This window comes from Arthrobacter crusticola, assembly GCF_004357995.1.
GTDB classification, from domain to species: domain Bacteria; phylum Actinomycetota; class Actinomycetes; order Actinomycetales; family Micrococcaceae; genus Arthrobacter_D; species Arthrobacter_D crusticola.
Map to the genome: position 1 here is coordinate 492,977 of NZ_SMTK01000003.1, position 16,647 is coordinate 509,623.

Genomic DNA, 16,647 nt, shown 5'->3' on the forward strand with positions numbered 1-16,647 from the left:
GCGGAAGGGCTCCTAGTACAGGGCCGCTTCCGACTCCGACGCGGGGGTCTCACCGGAGCCGAGGTTGGCCCTCAGCTTGGCGCCGAGGTCGGCGTCGACGTTGGTCCAGTACTGGATGGCCCGCTCGCGGATCTCGGAGCTGACCACGCCGCCGACGGCGCCGGTGATCGTCTCCAGGAACCGGGCCCGGGCCGCGTCGTCGAAGACCTCGCGGTAGAGCGTGCCGGCCTGGCCGAAATCGTCGTCCTCGGCGTGCAGGGTGTGCGCGGCGCGCACGAGCTCGCCGTCGTTCTCCCAGCCGCCGTGCGGACCGTAGAGGGCCGGGTCGGCCGCGGGGCCGCCCACCGAGTTCGGCGCGTACACCGGAGTGGAGGCGGAGTTGAAGTGGTACCGGCCCGCGCCGTCCTTGGAGTAGTTGCGCACCTCGCTCTTGGGCATGTTCACGGGCAGCTGCGCGTGGTTGGTGCCCACGCGGTAGCGGTGCGCATCGGCGTAGGAGAAGATGCGCGCCTGCAGCATGCGGTCGGGGCTTGCGGCGATGCCGGGCACGAAGTTCGACGGCGCGAAGGTGGCCTGCTCGATCTGCGCGAAGTAGTTCTCCGGGTTGCGGTTCAGCGTCAGCTTCCCGACCGGGATCAGCGGGTAGTCGGCGTGCGGCCAGACCTTCGTGAGGTCGAACGGGTTGAACCGGTAGTCCTTGGCGTCGTCGTAGGGCATGACCTGGACCTTGAGGTCCCAGCTCGGGTGGTTGCCCTTGGCGATGTTCTCGGAGAGGTCCCGCAGGTGGTGGTCGGCGTCCGAGCCGGCCAGGGACTCCGCCTCGTCGACCGTGAGGGTTTCGTGGCCCTGGTTGGACTTGAAGTGGTACTTGACCCAGAACTTCTCACCGGCCTCGTTGATCCACATGTAGGTGTGCGAGCCGTAGCCGTTCATGGTGCGCCAGGAGGCGGGAAGGCCGCGGTCGCCCATCAGCCATGTCACCTGGTGGGCGGATTCCGGGCTCAGGGTCCAGAAGTCCCACTGCATGTCGGCATCGCGCAGGTTGGTGCCGGGGAGGCGCTTCTGCGAGTGGATGAAGTCCGGGAACTTGATGCCGTCGCGGATGAAGAAGACCGGGGTGTTATTTCCCACGAGGTCGTAGTTGCCCTCGGAGGTGTAGAACTTCAGGGCGAAGCCGCGGGGATCGCGCCAGGTGTCGGGGGAGCCCTGCTCACCGGCGACGGAGGAGAAGCGCAGCAGCGTCTCGGTGACGGCGCCGGTCTGGAACAGGGCCGCCTTGGTGTACATGCTGACGTCTTCGGTGGTCTCGAAGACACCGAAGGCTCCGCCGCCCTTGGCGTGGACCACGCGCTCGGGGATCCGTTCGCGGTTGAACTGGGCGAGCTTCTCGATCAGGTAGTGGTCGGTCAGCGGGATCGCTCCGTCGCGGCCGATCGCTGACGAGTTGCTGTCGTCGACGACGGGCGCCCCGGACTGCGTAGTGCTGAAATTGGCGTTCACTGTGCTCCTGTTTCTGTGGTGCTGCTGGGGTAAATCGTTAGGCCGGCGGCGGGGGCGCGGCAGTCGCCGCACAGCCCCTGGTAGAGGACGTCGGCGATCTGGATGGTCATCCCGGCCGAGCCGGGGGACCACTGCGGGGTCAGGCAGGGGGCGTGGCCGACGGCGCACTCCACGTCCTCGATCCGTCCGCAGGCCGTGCACACCGCGTGATGGTGGTTGTCACCGACTCGGGTCTCGTACCGGGCGGGGGAGTGGGGGGTCTCGATGCGGCGCAGCAGGCCCAGGGCCGTGAGGTCGGCGAGGATGACGTACACCGACTGCACGGCGATGTGCGGCAGTTCCTGGCGCACGGCCGCGGCGGCATCGTCGGCGGTCGCATGGGGGAAGCGCTCGACGGCGGTGAGGACGGCGAGGCGCTGCCGGGTCACCCGGCGCCCGGAGCCCCGCAGCTCCTGCGACCACTGCGCCTCGCGCGCGGTGGAATGCGGAGCGGTGTCGGTCATGAAGGGAGTCAACCACTAGTTCTGAGAAATTCATAATAAGGTCCATCTAACTTGCGCCCCGCCGCGCGGCATGGCTGGGTACGGTGGAACGATGAATCTGTTGCGGCGGGCGTGGGCCTGGACACTCGATTATGCGTACGTCGGCTTCTGGCAGGTGCACGGGCTCCTCGTGCGCGATGACCCGGCGCGGTACCTCGCGGCCGGGCCCGAGCACTCCGGAGGGCCCGCGAAGCTGCCGGTGCTGCTGATCCCGGGCGTCTACGAGCCCTGGCAGTTCCTGCGTCCGGTCGCCGCCCACCTGCACCGGGCCGGGCACCCGGTGCACGTCGTGGAGAAGCTCGGATACAACCGCGGCAGCGTGGCGGCGATGGCGGCACTGGCCGCCGAATACCTCGAAGAACGCGACCTGCGCGACGTCGTCATCGTCGCCCACAGCAAGGGCGGACTGATCGGCAAGTACCTGATGACCCTGCCCGGAAGCCGGGTCAGCCGGCTCGTCGCCATCAACACCCCGTTCTCGGGTTCGATCTATGCGAACTTCTTCGTCCTGCCGAGCATCCGGGCCTTCTCTCCCCAGAACCGCACCCTGGTCTCGCTCGGGAGCAACCTCGAGGTCAATGCCCGCATCACCTCGATCTACGGGCGTTTCGACCCGCATATCCCCGGCGGCAGTTTCCTGAAAGGGGCGCGCAACATCCAGCTCGAGACCATGGGCCACTTCCGGCCGATCGCGGACCGCCGGGTACTGAAGATGGTTGACGAGGCGATCGCCGCCGCCGAGTAACGCCGCCGGGCGTAATCCCTGACGGTTCCGGCGCCGGTAGTTGCCGTTGCGAACCACATGGCGGCTACACTTTTGGAGTGCCCAGACTCCTCGCCGACATCACGCCGTTGAAGGAGAGCAGGGCCTTCCGCCGGCTCTACATCGGCACGACCCTCTCGGCCACCGGCACCCAGCTCACCCTGGTGGCCGTCAGCCTCCAGGTCTACGCCCTGACCTCCTCGAGCCTGAGCGTGGGCCTGCTGGGGCTCTTCGCGCTGGTGCCGCTGGTGGTGGCCGGACTGTACGGCGGGGCGATCGCCGACGCCCACGACCGGCGGACGGTGGCACTGTACTCGGGACTTGCCCTGTGGCTCACCACCATCGCCATCGCCGCGCAGGCCTGGGCCGGCCTCAACAACGTGTGGCTCCTGTACCTCCTGGTCGCGGTGCAGAGCGGCGCGGCCGGCGTCAACCAGCCCACGCGCAGTTCGATCATCCCGCGGCTGGTGCGCCCCGAACTCCTGCCGGCCGCCAACGCGCTCAGCATGCTCACCTTCGGGCTGGCCTTCACCGTCGGGCCGCTGCTGGCGGGCGTCCTGGTGGCACAGGTCGGCTACGCCTGGACCTACACGATCGACGCCGTCACCTTCACCGCCGCGCTCTGGGCCGTCTTCAGCCTCCCGCCCATGCCGCCCGAGGGCCCCACCCGGCGGGCCGGGCTGTCCTCGGTGCTCGAGGGGTTCCGGTTCCTGGGCACCCGCCCGAACATCCGCATGACCTTCCTCGTCGACCTTGCCGCCATGATCCTGTCCCAGCCGCGGGCGCTGCTGCCGGCCATCGGCGCCGTCCTGATCGGCGGCGGGGAACTCACCGTGGGCATCCTGCTCGCGGCGGTGGCGTTCGGCTCGGTGCTGGCGGGCCTGTTCTCCGGCCCGCTCGGCCGGATCCACCGCCAGGGCCTGGCCGTGCTGTGGTCCATCGTGGGCTGGGGTGCCTCGGTGAGTGCCTTCGGCCTCGTGGTCGTCGCGGCCGGATCCACCGGACCCGGTGCCGGCGGCGCGGTGACGCCCTGGATCATTCCCGCCGCGCTCTGCCTCGTCCTCGCCGGCATCTCGGACTCCGTCAGTTCGGTGTTCCGCAGCACCATCCTGCAGTCCGCCACCCCCGATGCGATGCGCGGGCGGCTGCAGGGCGTCTTCATCGTCGTCGTTGCGGGAGGCCCGCGCCTGGGCGACATGGTCGCCGGTGGCGGCGCCGAGTGGCTGGGGGAGGGCTGGACGCCGGTGATCGGAGGCCTGCTGTGCATCGCCCTCGTGGGCCTGCTGGCGAAGTGGCAGCCCCGTTTCGCCCAGTACGATTCGCGCAATCCGCAGGCCTGACACCGCGGCCCGTGCCGCTTTCACCCTGCCCTCCCGGCGGCTCGGGAACCGGTGGAACGGAGCGCCGCGCCCGGCCGTTCTCCCTAGACAAGACCCTCTGAAGGAGATGCCCTACAGTGCACAGACACTTCAACGGAGCCAAGACCGCGCTGTTGTTCGGCTCGCTCATGGGACTGTTCCTGCTCTTCGGGGCGGCTCTCGCGGGCGCCACCCGGAACTCCTCGTTCCTGCTGATCTTCGCCCTTCTCGGCGTCGGGTCCGTCGCCTACAGCTACTGGAACAGCGACAAACTGGCGATCCGCAGCATGCGGGCGGTCGAGGTGAGCGAGCAGCAGGCGCCGGCGATGTACCGGATCGTACGCGAGCTCAGCGCGCAGGCGAACCAGCCCATGCCGCGGCTCTACATCTCACCGACGCTCGCGCCCAACGCCTTCGCCACCGGCAGGAATCCGCAGAATGCCGCGGTGTGCTGCACCCAGGGCATCCTGCAGCTGCTCAATGAGCGTGAGCTGCGCGGGGTGCTCGGGCACGAGCTCATGCACGTGTACAACCGGGACATCCTCACCGGCTCCCTCGCCGCCGCCGTCGCCGGGGTGATCACCTCGCTGGCGCAGTTGTTCGCCTTCACCGGTTTGATGGGCGGGAACCGCAACTCCGGGGGCAACCCGATCGCCGCGCTGCTGCTGGTATTCCTCGCCCCGATGGCGGCGGGGCTGATCCAGATGGCGATCGGCCGGACCCGCGAGTATGACGCCGACGAGGACGGCGCGCGCCTGACCGGCGACCCGCTGGCGCTGGCCTCGGCGCTGCGCAAGCTGGAGACGGGAACGCAGCGGGCACCGCTACCGCAGGACCAGCGCCTGGTCAACACGTCACACCTGATGATCGCCAACCCGTTCCGGGGCGGGGGCATGCAGCGCCTGTTCGCCAGCCACCCGCCGATTCCCCAGCGGATTGCGCGGCTGGAGGGCATGGCCGGACGCCCCATCGACCGCTGACCGCTGCCCCCGGCGGCGCCGGTGACTTGCGGCTTACGCCCTCACTGGACGGTTCGCCACTCGACAGCCGCAGGGACTGCTTCGGCGGAGCGGGACCGGGCGAAGTGGGCAAGCTGGCGTCCCCGAAGATACCCTCCGGTCGTGATGCCCAGCACTGCGACGACAGCTCCCGCCCGGCCCAACCCGGCGCTGTCCTTGCCCGAGCCCCAGTCCCGGATTCCGGACAGGACGGCGCGGGGAAGGACCCTGCGGACATAGTGCCGTTCGGAGCGAAGGGCGCGTTTGTGGCCGACAAGATGGCTCACCTGGGCCTTCGAGAGCCCCTCCGACCAGGCCCTGGCGGCCATGTACCGGAAGGTTCCCCTGGCGGCAGGGACATGGTGGTTCACCACTGCGACCGGATCGTAAACGATGCGCGCGCCCGGCGATGCGAGGCTGGCCCGGATGCAGATTTCCGTCTCCTCGCAGCCAAGCGGCTTGGCGGTCTGCCGGCCAAGGTCCTGGTTGAAACCGCCGACGAGTTCGAGGGTCTCCCGCCGGAAAGACATGTTCGCACCGATCAGGTTGCGGACTTCGGTGGCCATCCGCGGCAGGCCGCGGTGGCTGCATCCCACGATCCAGTCGAGTTCCTCGCCGAAGTACCCGGGCCGGCCCGCTTCCCAGACCGGGTTAACCCGCCCGCCCACGGCCAGCACATCGGGATCGTCATAGAACGAGATCAGGCGCTCAAGCCAGTCCGGGGTTGCCTCGGCGTCATCATCAAGGAAGGCGACAAGATCCGACGTCGCGTGGGCGATTCCGGTGTTGCGCGCACCCGCCAGCCCGGGCTGGCCGGTGCTCTCAACGATCGTCACGGCACTGAAATTCGCGATGAGGTGCTTATAGAGGCTCTTATTGTGGTCAACCACAATAATGATCTGTTGCGGGGGCGCCGATTGGACCCGGACCGACTCCACGACACTGGTCAGGAGCGGCAGCCGCTCCTGGGTGTAGCAACAGATGACCACGGAAACAGTGGGTCGCACTCCGGTGGGTGACATATCAGGCTCCTTCCGCCAGGGTGAGTACGCTGCGGGGATCGGTGGGGGTCCGTGAATGGCGGACACTGGGATAGGTGTATTTCACCCGTCGGAGTGCTTCGGGGCGGGCCCCGGCGGTGGGCGCGTCCCAGGAGGTGCACTCCCGGGCCAAGGTGCGAAGCACCCGCCACCCGTCGCGGAACGTCTGCAGGTTTGAGGCCCCGGAGATCCGGTTCAGTTCCATGCTCGGAACCTCGGCGATGCGAAGTCCTCCCCGGGCCGCCTTGACGATCAGTTCGGTCTCGATCTCGAAGCCTTCGGATTCCAGCTGCAGGACCTCAAGGCACTCCCGGCGGAAGGCGATGTAGCCGTAGCAGAGGTCCGAGTAGTTGCTGTGCAGGACCATATTGGCCAGCCCGGTCAGCGCCTGGTTCCCAGCCTGGCGCAGCCAGGTCAGGTCCTCGGAACCGCCTCCGGTGACATGCCGGGAACCCTTGACGAAGTCGAAGTCGTGCTGCAGCGGGGAGATGAACCAGCCGATCTCCTGCGGATCCATGCTTCCGTCGGCGTCGAGCATCACGATGATGTCCCCCGAGGCCGCCGCGAAGCCGGCCCGCAGCGCCCAGCCCTTCCCAGCACGGGGTTCGGAGACGACCAGGACGTCGACCCGCAGCGCCCGGGCCACATCGACAGTGTGATCCTTGGATCGACCGTCGACAATCACGACCTCGTCCACGTAGGAGGGCATGCGGCGAAGCACCCAGGGCAGGTTCATTGCCTCGTTCAGGGTCGGGATCACAACGCTCACCGAGGCAAGCGGTGATGGAGCGCTGTGGGTGGATAACGAATTGGGGCCGGGGTACGGAATAGACAAGATCTCACCACTTTTTTCAAGTGAACGGTTGGAACTGGCCGCGGTGGCCAGGGAGGGCGGTCCGGACTCCCGCGCCCGGTGCCCGTCCTCCAAGAGAACCCCTGGCCCTGGGTGGGTGACGCAAGGTGAACACAACGTGAACCGGAGATGCTGCTTGGTGAAACCACACTAAAACTTGGTCTTTGAAGTGTCGCCGAAACCGCCTACCCGTCTTGACGAGGGCATTACCCGAGCTTTCCGCCCAATACTTGGACAAATTCTCAATCCGGTAATTTGGCTGAGGGGGGATTACTCGCGCGCTACGGATGATTACCCGTCTTGATCAGAACCGTAGGTCCCGGGCGGCATGTGCTCTAAGCAGCTCGCACGGATTTCTGCGTGGGCGCTGCACCTTGTCCCAACCGACGTTCCCACCGACTGTGACGCCTCGTACCCGATGCCATTGCCCGGCGTGGTCACCGGGCGCCCGTTCGGGACCAGGCCGATAGGGCCGGCGCTGAACACCATGAGCGGAACGCGCCGGGATGCCGGAACGCGGCCCGGCACCTCCGATGGCTGCCCGGGACAAGTAACGGACTCTAATGCCCAAGTACGCCTTCGGCAATTTGTCCAAGTAGCGAGCGAAAAGCTCGGGTAATGGCCAAATCAAGTCGGGTAGGCAGTTTCGGCGACACCCCCAATGATCAAGTTCTACTGTGGTTTCACCGAGCAGCACCTCCGGTTCACCCTTGGTACACCTTGCATCACCCACCCAGGGCCAGGGGTTCTCTTGGAGGACGGACACCCGGTGCGACCTCAGAGGTTGGAGCCGAGTAATGGGAATTGTCATCGGCAAGGACTATTCGGTGAACCCGTCCGGACCGCTCTCCATGGCCGCCGCGGCCAGTTCCAACCGTTCGCTTGCAAAGTGGTGAGATCATGTCAATTCCGTACCCCGGCCCCAATTCGTTATCCAATCACAACGCTCCAACGCCCCTGGCCTCGGTGAGCGTTGTGATTCCGACCCTGAACGAAGCAATGAACCTGCCCTGGGTGCTTCGCCGCATGCCCTCCTACGTGGACGAGGTCGTCATTGTCGATGGCCGCTCCACCGACAATACGGTCAAGGTGGCACGTGCAGTCCGGGGAGATGTCGTCATCGTCAATGAGCAGCGCAAGGGCAAGGGCGTCGCACTGCGGGCCGGCTTCGCGGCGGCCTCGGGGGACATCATCGTGATGCTCGACGCCGACGGAAGCATGGATCCGCAGGAGATCGGCTGGTTCATCTCCCCGCTGCAGCACGACTTCGACTTCGTCAAGGGTTCCCGGCATGTCACCGGAGGCGGTTCCGAGGACCTGACCTGGCTGCGTCGGGTCGGGAACCAGGCGCTGACCGGGCTGGCCAATATGGTCCTGCACAGCAACTACTCGGACCTCTGCTACGGCTACATCGCCTTCCGCCGGGAGTGCCTTGAGGTCCTGCAGCTGGAATCCGACGGCTTCGAGATCGAGACCGAACTGATCGTCAAAGCGGCGAAGGCCGGCCTGCGGATTGCCGAGGTTCCCAGCCTGGAGCTGGACCGGATCTCCGGGGCCTCAAACCTGCAGACGTTCCGCGACGGGTGGCGGGTGCTCCGCACCATGGCGCATGAATGCCTGCTGTGGGAGGCCCCCACCGCCGGGGCACGCCCCGAGATGCTGCGGCGGGTGAAGTACGCCTATTCCACTGTGAGCTTCCCTCGAACACCGACGGACCCACAAAGCGTTCTTCCCTTGATGAACGCGAGTTGACCCAACCGGTCCCCACCGCAAGCACCGAGGAAACCGCGGCAGGTCCGACACTATGCACACCGACACACCACTAGACCGACACCATCAAGACAGGGGACGCTATGCGCAACGGGCATACCAAGGCACTGAACTTCGACATCCACGGCCGGGTGAGGATCCGCGTCGACGCGAAGGCGCCGTCGGCGACCCAGCTCCATACCATGTTGGCGTGTTTCGCTACCGACACCGAGGGGCCGGCGGACATCATTGTCGATGATCAGCCGGAGCCGATGCCCGACGCCGGTCTGCTCGAGCACGAACTCGCGTACACCGAGAACAGCGCGCGTTTCCAGGCCGATCGGGTCCAGATCGTCAGGGACTCCGAGCAGTGGCGCATTCACGGGGCGGGCGAGCTGTTGACCTCCGTGGTGCCTGTTCTCGATTCCGCAATGGTCGCTCAAGGAGCCGCCATGTTCCACGCGGCGACAATGGCCTACAAAGGTCACGCGATCGCGCTTCCCGCCGCGGGAGGAACCGGTAAGACGAGCACCGCCGCGAAGCTGATGAGGCGCGAGGGATGGTCGTTCATGGGCGATGACTGGGCCTTCCTCGCCGAGGACGGCATGCAGCTCGGCTATGCGAAGCCGATGTTCATCAAGCCGCATCACCGGGCCATCTACCCGCACCTGTTCGAAGGTGTTCGGAAACCCCTCGTCCCCTCAGGGCTTTCGCAGAGCGTCGGCCGTCTCACCACCCTCGTGCACCCGTACGTCATTCGTTACCCGCGCCTCGCGGACTTCTCCCGCCGGTGGTCGCCGGAGCACCGCATGGTCGATGCGTCGAGCGCGTTCCCTGGCCGCAAAGTGACGACCTCGGCCCCGCTCGCGGCCGCCGTGTACATCGAGCGCTTCGAGGGCAGCCGGTCCCGGCTGGTGGAGCGGTCGAAGGACTGGATGGTCGACCGCATGATCGGCAACTTCCACATCGAGATGGCAGGTTTCTCGCAGCGGGTCGTGACCGGCCTGGCGGCCACCTCCGTGGTCCCCTGGCGTGAGCACTTCGCCGCGAAGGGAGTGGTGCTGAGCAAAGCACTCGACGGACGTCCCTGCCACCTGCTGCAGGTGCCTTCCGCGTACTCTGCGGACGAAGCCTCGGACGACATCGTTCGATACCTAGAGGAGCTGCTGCCGTCGGTCCTCGACGAGCAGTCCTGAGGGGTGGAGCATGGATGCCAGCCCCAGCGAGATCACTGCGGTCGTTCCCGCCCGTAATGCAGAAAGCATGCTGCCGCGCTGCCTCGAGGCCCTGAGCCACTCCGGTGTCGCCGAGATCATCGTGGTGGACGGATGCTCCACCGACCGCACCGTGGAGATTGCCACCGCGGCGGGTGCCCGGGTTCTGAGTGACGAAGGCCGCGGGCTGCCCTGGGCCCGAACGCTCGGTGTGAAGAGCAGCACCACCCGGTGGGTCCTGCTCGTCGACTCCGACGTGGTGTTTGGGCCAACGGGGGTCGCTGACCTGCTCACGGAGCTGGTAGAGGAGGGGTATGACGCGCTCCAGGCCGGCCTGGAAAGTGTCGCCGGTCCGGGCTACTGGGGGCAGGCGCTCGCCCATCACCACCGCACCGGCCGAAGCCGCAACTGGTTCGGGCTGGTGGCAACGATCATCGACCGGGAGTTGATGCTGGGCGTGGGCTTCGACGACTCGTTCAAGTCGGGAGAGGACATCGAGCTGCGCTGGCGCATGCGGCAGTCAGGAATGCGAACGGGCGTCTCCCAGAAGGTCCTCGTCGAACATCGTTTCGCCGCCGACGATTTCGACTTCGCGCTCGATCAGTTCCTCATGGACGGGACGGGGCTCGGACGGATGATCCGCAAGCACGGCTGGCGCGGTGCCAGGTTGGCTCTGTTGCCCGCCGCCGCGGCCGTCCGGGGCAGCGCCTTGAGCCTGGCCGGGGGCCAGCCCCGGTGGCTGCGCTACTACCTCGCCTTCTGCTGGTACAACTACGCGGGAATGGCGAAAGGTCTCGGTCGTGCGGGCTGAGCGCGCCCCCGCGGTCTCAGGCCCCTCGACCGTCGTCCGGCGTTCCGCCCTGCACAGCTCGATCGGCCTAATCGTGGCCAAGGCTGCCGCGACGGGTACGGGTTTCGCCTTCTGGATCGTGGCCGCCCGCGCGACAACCGACCATGAGGTCGGGCTCACCACGGCAGCGGTCTCGGCGGTGATGATCTGCACGCAGCTCGCGGTGCTGGGCACCGGGTCGGCCGTGATCGTCTCCGTGGGGCGCGGGGAGCCACCCGCGCGGGTGCTGAATTCCGCATTCGGCATCGTGGGGGTGACCGGCACCGTGCTGGCCCTCGGCTTCCTCTTCCTGCAGTTGCTGACCGCGGACGCGGAGACAGCCTCAACCTCGATTCTCTTCTGGTTCACGTTCCTGGCGGCCGTCGTCACAGGGACCCTGTGCACCGTGCTTGACCAAACACTCGTGGCGCTGGGCCGCGGAGCCAGCGCGACGATACGGTACACGGTGAGCGGCGTGCTCTCATTCGGGGCCGCAGCGTTTCTAGCCTGGTGGAGGAACGGCGCTGCCGCCGATGTGCTGATGGTCTGCTGGACCTTCGGGTCGGTCGTGGCGTTCCTCATTGGCTTGATCCAGCTGCGGAGACTGATCGGTTACCGGCCACGGCCGTCCCTGCACCTGGCGCACGGCCGTTCACTGCTGGTGCTTGGCGTCCCGAACCAGCTCATCACGCTCACCGAGCGCGCCCCCGGGCTTGTCCTGCCGCTCCTGCTCGCGCACCTGGTATCGCCGGCGACCGCTGCGTACTGGTATCCCGCCTGGATGATGGCCTGGGCTGCTTACACCGCTCCAATGCTGATGGGCATCGTCCAGTTCTCCGAAGGTGTCCGCGACCCTGGGCGGCTCATTTCGACCGTCTTGCGGAGTTTCCGTTGGTCGCTGGCCTTTGGATGCCTGGCTGCCATCGTCCTCGCCGCCCTCGCCCGTCCGCTGCTTCACCTGCTCGGGGACAATTACGCCGACTCGTCCACCGTCGCTCTGCGGTTGCTGGCGGTTGGAGTGGTGCCGTACGCGGTGCTCCAGACCTATAACGCCGTGTGCCGAATCCGCGGCCGGTATGTTGAGCCAATTCTCGTCGGCATGACGGTCGGAACCACCGTCTCCGCCGCGGCGCTGTTGGCCGCCGACAGGGGCGCCAGCGCCATGGCCCTGTCGTTCCTGGTGGCGCTTACCGCCGGGGCCGCGGTGGTCGGCCTCCGGCTGGTCGCAATTCTCCGGCGCGTCAGGCAGGAGGCACAGTGATCGACGAACTTGAAGTGACCAGGCCCACCGAAGGCCGCCGCTGGAAGCTCCGTGATGTGATGTGCATCGTCGCGGGTGTCGTGGCGCTGGCCCTCGCCGTGGGCGCCGCCTCCACGGTGGCCGTACCCGTTGACAGCGACATGGGGCTCGTCGGAGTGCTGCCTTACCCGTTTTGGATCGGGGTCCTGATCCTGAACATCGCCTTCTTCGTGGCACTGCGGGGGGACGCCGACGGCCCTGCACGCCGCCCGGTTCTGATGTCGCTCCTCGTGGCACTCGTGCTCGTGCTCTTCGGGACTGCAATTTTCGTGACGGACGTTCCACGGGGGGAGGTCGCGTTCCGTCACCTCGGAGTCGCCGACGCCCTCTCGCAGGTGGGAGTCGATCCCGGCATCGACGCCTACTTCAACTGGCCGGGTTTCTTCGCCCTCCTGGCGACGATGCTCGCGGCGACCGGCCTGGACCCGGTGACCGTGGCCCTGTGGGCGCCGGTGGTCAACGTAGGTCTGTGGCTCGCTGCCGTGGGCGTGGCGACGCGCTACCTCACGAGTGATCCGCGACGGCGCTGGCTGGTGCTTTGGCTCTTCTGCCTCGGCAACTGGCAGGACCAGGATTACCTGTCGCCCCAGGCGTTCGGTTTTTTCCTGTACCTCGTCCTGATCGGGCTGCTCGTCGGCCCGCTGGGCGCCCGTTCCGCCCCGTTCCCTGGTTTTCGACGCGCCGACCTGGCGGAGTGGTGGCGGGGACGGGCGCCCGCCGACCCCCGCCCGGGGCATCGGGTGGGCGCCCTGGTGGTGACACTGCTGCTCATCGTGGTCATCTGCGCGAGCCATCAGCTGACTCCGTTCATGATGCTCGTCGCCATCACCGCACTCACTCTGAGCGGGCGGGTCTGGCCCACCCGGCTGCCCCTGATCGCCGGCATCGTGCTGGTGCTCTGGCTCGTCTACCCGGCGAGTCCATACCTGGTCGGGCACCCGCCCCTTGAGGACGCGGGGCTTAGGGCAGCGATCACTGCAAACGTCGTCGACCGGGTGAGCGGGACCCCCGGGCACGTGCTTGTGGTGCAGCTCCGGGTCCTTCTCACCGTCGTGCTGTGGGCGCTCGCCGCGGCGGGGGCGGTGCGCGACTGGCGCAGAGGGCGCCTCGACATCCGGGTGATCCTTCTTGCCCTGTCCCCACTGCTGATCTTCCCCGTGCAGATGTACGGCGGCGAGATGCTCATCCGTGTCTCGCTGTTCGCGCTGCCGTTCATCGCCCTGCAGGCATGCTCGATTCTGCTTCCCACGGACGACGGCGCCCGTCCTTCCTCACGCGGTACGGGGGTCCTCGTGGTCACCTGCTTCCTGCTGGCCGCCCTGACCGTCACGGGCCGGTTCGGCAACGCGCAGTATGACGTCTTCGCCGACAGTGAGATCGCCGCCATTGACGCCGCGGAGAGGATGGCACCGCCCGACTCGGCGATCATCTCTGCTGCACATCCGACGCCGTGGCGTGACGATGCCTACCTCGACCACCGCTACCGGACGATCGAGGACCTGTGTGAGCAGGACCTGACGCCGTCGACGTGCGGCCCGACCGTCTATGACTTCGCCCGGGGCAATGCCGAGGGCGCCTACCTGGTGCTCATGAGCTCGGCGGAGGCGAGTCTTGTCATCCAGGGCGACACCAGCACCCGCGACTTCGCGGAACTGGAAAGATGGCTGAGAACCCAGCAGGGCGTACAGCTCGCGTTTAGAGACGCCCACGCACGCGTGTACGAGGTGGTGGCACCATGAGCGGCGTCAACCGGCTGACCGTGGCGCTCGGCCTCTCGGCCATTGTGCTGTCGGTGGCGACCATCGTCGGGCTGCCGGCACCACTGCAGGCGGTGGCCGCGATAGCTGTCCTCGTCCTCCTCCCGGGGCAGGCACTGGCCCGACTCACGCAGGTGACAGACGTCGCGCTTGCCGTGGTGCTTGTCCTGGCGATCGGTCTGGGGACGCTGACGGTGGTGTCAACCGCGATGTTCTACCTCGCTTTGTGGTCGTGGCAGGCTTGCGTTGTCACGATGGGCGTGATTACCGTCCTCGCATGCATAGTGCGCGCGCGGCAGGAGGTGGCATGATGATGGATGATCTGAGGGGGCTGGTCGCGTCGAGCGGCCTGGCGCTGGAATTGGCGGGGCTGGTCGTGGCCGCCGTGCTGATCGTCACCCTCGTGACGATCGAAATCCGCCGCGCCGGACCGGTCACTGGACCCGACACTGGGCGGCGTACAGGCACCGCGACCGTCAGCCAAACGCAAGGCCGCGTGATCGTCGCTGTCATGTTGGTGTTGTGCGTCCTCCTCTTCCTTCCACGCGTGCTGGGACTGCTCGCGTGAGTAGTGCCGTGCGGTGGTGGCTTCTCAGCGACCTCCACCTGGGTGAATCGGATGACGACCCCAGAGGCCCGGGCAGGATGCTGGCCGAGTTCCTGCGCCGCGAGGTGCTTGCAGCCGCCCACCCGCAGCAGCACGTCGCCTTCGTTGGCGATACGTTCGAGCTGGCCGGGTTGGCGGGGGATGGGAGCCAGTTCCGGCTCAAGTCCATCCTTGCCCGCCACCCGGCCGCCTTCCACGCGCTGGAGGCCTGTGCAGCGCGGGGTGTGCAACTGCACTTCCTCTGCGGCAACCACGACGCGGACCTGGCCCGGCCCTCGGTTGCCGCCCGCCTGTCGGCGCTGCTGTCACCCGTTGAGCCGGCGCGGGTCAAGGTGCACCCGTGGATCCTGCACGTGCCCCACGTGCTGGTGGCTGAGCACGGGCATCAGCACCACGCGCTGCACCGGATTCCGGAGGTGCTCCGCGCGGCGGTCAACGACACCGAGCAGCTGCACCTCCCACCGCTTGCCGCCTGGCATGCCCATCCATCAAAGTCGCGTCTCAGCCGCGCCGGGGCCGTTGCCCGGGCCTGCCTGGGCTCGGAGCGGGCGGAACGCCGCGTCAGGCAGCCCGCGTACGATGCGCTCCTGCAGAACGAGTCACAGCGGCTCGCGCTCGACGGGGACACCGTTCGGGACCTGGCCCGCCTGTCCCGGTTCCGGACGGTGTCGGCCCTCCCGGCCACCGCGATCCGCATGGTGCGCCGCGGCACCGGGCGCGCGGTCCGCAGCGGGGAGGCTCCCGCCGCAGCGGGTTCCATCACACGTACCCTTGAGGCGCATGGTTTCGAGGTGGCCTGGTACATCTCGGGCCACACCCACCGGGCACTCGAGTCGGCGCTCGAGGCGTCCACCACCCGGTACGTCAACACCGGCACCTGGTGTTCGGACGTCCGCGGTCCCGGACCGGACCAGTCGGACCGCCGGGCGTTCCCGTACGCCGTGGTCGACATCGATCCCGACGGCGCCACCAGCGGCGGGCTGCGGTACTGGCGTCCGGCTGGGAGCTGAGCCGTGGCGATGCCGGCGCCGGTCGGAGGTGGTGCACCCGTGGTAGGAACCCTGTGGTCTCGCTATGCTGGGGGCGAACGCCCGATCTGCTGTCCGGGCCGTCGCCCTCGGGAAGATTCAGAAGGGGTTATCGGATGCACTCGGCACTCCCTCGTCTGACACCGCTCCGTTGCGTGGCCGCGATCGTCGCAGCCCTTGTGGTGGTCTCGACCGCGGGGTGCACCAGCGATCCCGAACCGCCCGAGGAGGTTCAGATCTCTGCTGTCGGCGACATGAACGGCGCCGAGACCACCGCGCTCGACAGCCCCTCCGGTCGGAATGGTGCGGCGATCACCCAGCTCGTGGAGAACGACGAGATTGACGCGTTCCTGGGGCTGGGGGACTTCCAGTACGACACCGCGTACTGCGATGACTACGTGGACTACTGGGAGCCGCTGTGGGGCGGCACGATGCCCAAGTTGTACTGGGTGTCCGCTCCCAACCACGACTGGCAGCCCGGCCGCAATGGTGACCTCGACAACTTCATGAATGGCCAATGCCCGGGCTCCGAGGCGAAGTCCGCGATCAACGAGGAGAGGGGTTGGATCTGGAACGGGGAGCCGTACTCGAAGGACTTCGGGAACTGGCATTTCGCGTTCCTGTCATCTGCGCATTGGAGGTACAACCCAGAGCGCGCTGAGGAGCTGACGGAGTGGCTGGACAAGGACCTTGCCGCTGCCAAGAAGGCGGGAAAGCATCTGGCAGTCATCCACCACGAACCCTACTTCACGTCGGACACCGAGGCACACGAGCGGGCTGCCGATCATAAGCCGTGGATCGACGTGATGTGGAAGCACCGGGTCCGTCTAACCCTGGCAGCGTCACAACACAACTACGAACGGTCCTGTCCGGTGAACAACGCCGACCAGTGCGTTCCGGACGGGATGACGGCATTCCAGGTGTCCACAGGAGGCGCCAGTCTCCGCCCCTTCACGAGCAACCCGTGGTACATCTCCAAGCGGTTCAGCGACACGCACGGGTTCCTTCACGTGACGCTCCGCGACAATGGATCCTTCAATTGGGAATTCATTCCAACCACCGGGTTCAGCACGGACGTGGGCTGGCGTTCCGCACCGCAGTAGGAGTCA

Annotated in this window: 16 protein-coding genes; 12 read left to right on the forward strand and 4 right to left on the reverse strand. The window is 67.2% G+C overall.

Annotation, left to right across the window (positions count from 1 at the left end):
- Nucleotides 1–12 precede the first annotated feature (12 nt).
- Complete coding sequence (locus E2F48_RS10040; protein ID WP_133403840.1) at nucleotides 13–1,500, reverse strand: catalase; 1,488 nt, start codon at nucleotides 1,498–1,500, stop codon at nucleotides 13–15.
- Nucleotides 1,497–2,003: a Fur family transcriptional regulator gene (locus E2F48_RS10045; RefSeq protein ID WP_133403841.1), complete on the reverse strand. Its 507-nt coding sequence runs from the start codon at nucleotides 2,001–2,003 to the stop codon at nucleotides 1,497–1,499. The genes E2F48_RS10040 and E2F48_RS10045 overlap by 4 nt, the downstream gene beginning before the upstream one ends.
- 91 nt (nucleotides 2,004–2,094) lie before the next feature.
- Here E2F48_RS10045 and E2F48_RS10050 point away from each other — a divergent pair, with 91 nt between their 5' ends.
- From E2F48_RS10050 to htpX, 3 genes are all read left to right on the forward strand, one after another.
- Nucleotides 2,095–2,787, forward strand: a complete 693-nt coding sequence (locus tag E2F48_RS10050; protein ID WP_133403842.1) for an alpha/beta hydrolase family protein — start codon at nucleotides 2,095–2,097, stop codon at nucleotides 2,785–2,787.
- 77 nt (nucleotides 2,788–2,864) lie between these two features.
- Nucleotides 2,865–4,145, forward strand: a complete 1,281-nt coding sequence (locus E2F48_RS10055) for an MFS transporter (RefSeq protein WP_133403843.1) — start codon at nucleotides 2,865–2,867, stop codon at nucleotides 4,143–4,145.
- 116 nt (nucleotides 4,146–4,261) lie between these two features.
- Nucleotides 4,262–5,143 carry a zinc metalloprotease HtpX gene (gene htpX / locus E2F48_RS10060; RefSeq protein ID WP_133403844.1) on the forward strand — a complete coding sequence of 294 codons (882 nt, stop codon included), beginning with the start codon at nucleotides 4,262–4,264 and terminating at the stop codon, nucleotides 5,141–5,143.
- A gap of 41 nt (nucleotides 5,144–5,184) precedes the next feature.
- Here the strand turns inward: htpX and E2F48_RS10065 are convergent, their stop codons facing one another.
- Nucleotides 5,185–6,183 (reverse strand): glycosyltransferase family 2 protein, encoded by a 999-nt coding sequence (locus E2F48_RS10065; protein ID WP_133403845.1) that lies wholly within the window; start codon nucleotides 6,181–6,183, stop codon nucleotides 5,185–5,187.
- A gap of 1 nt (nucleotide 6,184) precedes the next feature.
- The gene (locus tag E2F48_RS10070; protein ID WP_246018796.1) at nucleotides 6,185–6,970 is read right to left on the reverse strand and encodes a glycosyltransferase family 2 protein; all 786 of its coding nucleotides are present in this window, start codon (nucleotides 6,968–6,970) and stop codon (nucleotides 6,185–6,187) included.
- 984 nt (nucleotides 6,971–7,954) lie between these two features.
- Between E2F48_RS10070 and E2F48_RS10075 the strand changes: the two genes are divergently transcribed.
- The 9 genes from E2F48_RS10075 (at nucleotide 7,955) to E2F48_RS10115 (ending at nucleotide 16,641) form a co-directional block, all read left to right on the forward strand.
- On the forward strand, nucleotides 7,955–8,806 hold the full coding sequence (locus tag E2F48_RS10075) for a glycosyltransferase family 2 protein (RefSeq protein ID WP_133403847.1): 852 nt from the start codon (nucleotides 7,955–7,957) through the stop codon (nucleotides 8,804–8,806).
- Nucleotides 8,807–8,907: 101 nt separating this feature from the next.
- A complete protein-coding gene (locus E2F48_RS10080; protein ID WP_133403848.1) occupies nucleotides 8,908–9,999 on the forward strand; it encodes a hypothetical protein in 1,092 nt (363 codons plus the stop codon).
- Between the two features lie 10 nt (nucleotides 10,000–10,009).
- Entirely contained in the window at nucleotides 10,010–10,828 is an 819-nt protein-coding gene (locus E2F48_RS10085) for a glycosyltransferase family 2 protein (protein WP_133403849.1), read from the forward strand.
- A complete protein-coding gene (locus E2F48_RS10090; protein ID WP_133403850.1) occupies nucleotides 10,818–12,107 on the forward strand; it encodes a lipopolysaccharide biosynthesis protein in 1,290 nt (429 codons plus the stop codon). Before E2F48_RS10085 ends, E2F48_RS10090 begins: the two co-directional genes overlap by 11 nt.
- On the forward strand, nucleotides 12,104–13,885 hold the full coding sequence (locus tag E2F48_RS10095) for a glycosyltransferase (protein WP_246018798.1): 1,782 nt from the start codon (nucleotides 12,104–12,106) through the stop codon (nucleotides 13,883–13,885). The genes E2F48_RS10090 and E2F48_RS10095 overlap by 4 nt, the downstream gene beginning before the upstream one ends.
- Nucleotides 13,882–14,214 (forward strand): hypothetical protein, encoded by a 333-nt coding sequence (locus E2F48_RS10100; RefSeq protein ID WP_133403851.1) that lies wholly within the window; start codon nucleotides 13,882–13,884, stop codon nucleotides 14,212–14,214. The genes E2F48_RS10095 and E2F48_RS10100 overlap by 4 nt, the downstream gene beginning before the upstream one ends.
- Nucleotides 14,211–14,471: a hypothetical protein gene (locus E2F48_RS10105; RefSeq protein ID WP_133403852.1), complete on the forward strand. Its 261-nt coding sequence runs from the start codon at nucleotides 14,211–14,213 to the stop codon at nucleotides 14,469–14,471. The genes E2F48_RS10100 and E2F48_RS10105 overlap by 4 nt, the downstream gene beginning before the upstream one ends.
- The gene (locus E2F48_RS10110; protein ID WP_133403853.1) at nucleotides 14,468–15,520 is read left to right on the forward strand and encodes a metallophosphoesterase family protein; all 1,053 of its coding nucleotides are present in this window, start codon (nucleotides 14,468–14,470) and stop codon (nucleotides 15,518–15,520) included. Before E2F48_RS10105 ends, E2F48_RS10110 begins: the two co-directional genes overlap by 4 nt.
- Before the next feature lie 173 nt (nucleotides 15,521–15,693).
- Nucleotides 15,694–16,641: a metallophosphoesterase family protein gene (locus E2F48_RS10115; RefSeq protein ID WP_246018800.1), complete on the forward strand. Its 948-nt coding sequence runs from the start codon at nucleotides 15,694–15,696 to the stop codon at nucleotides 16,639–16,641.
- The last annotated feature ends 6 nt before the right edge of the window (nucleotides 16,642–16,647 follow it).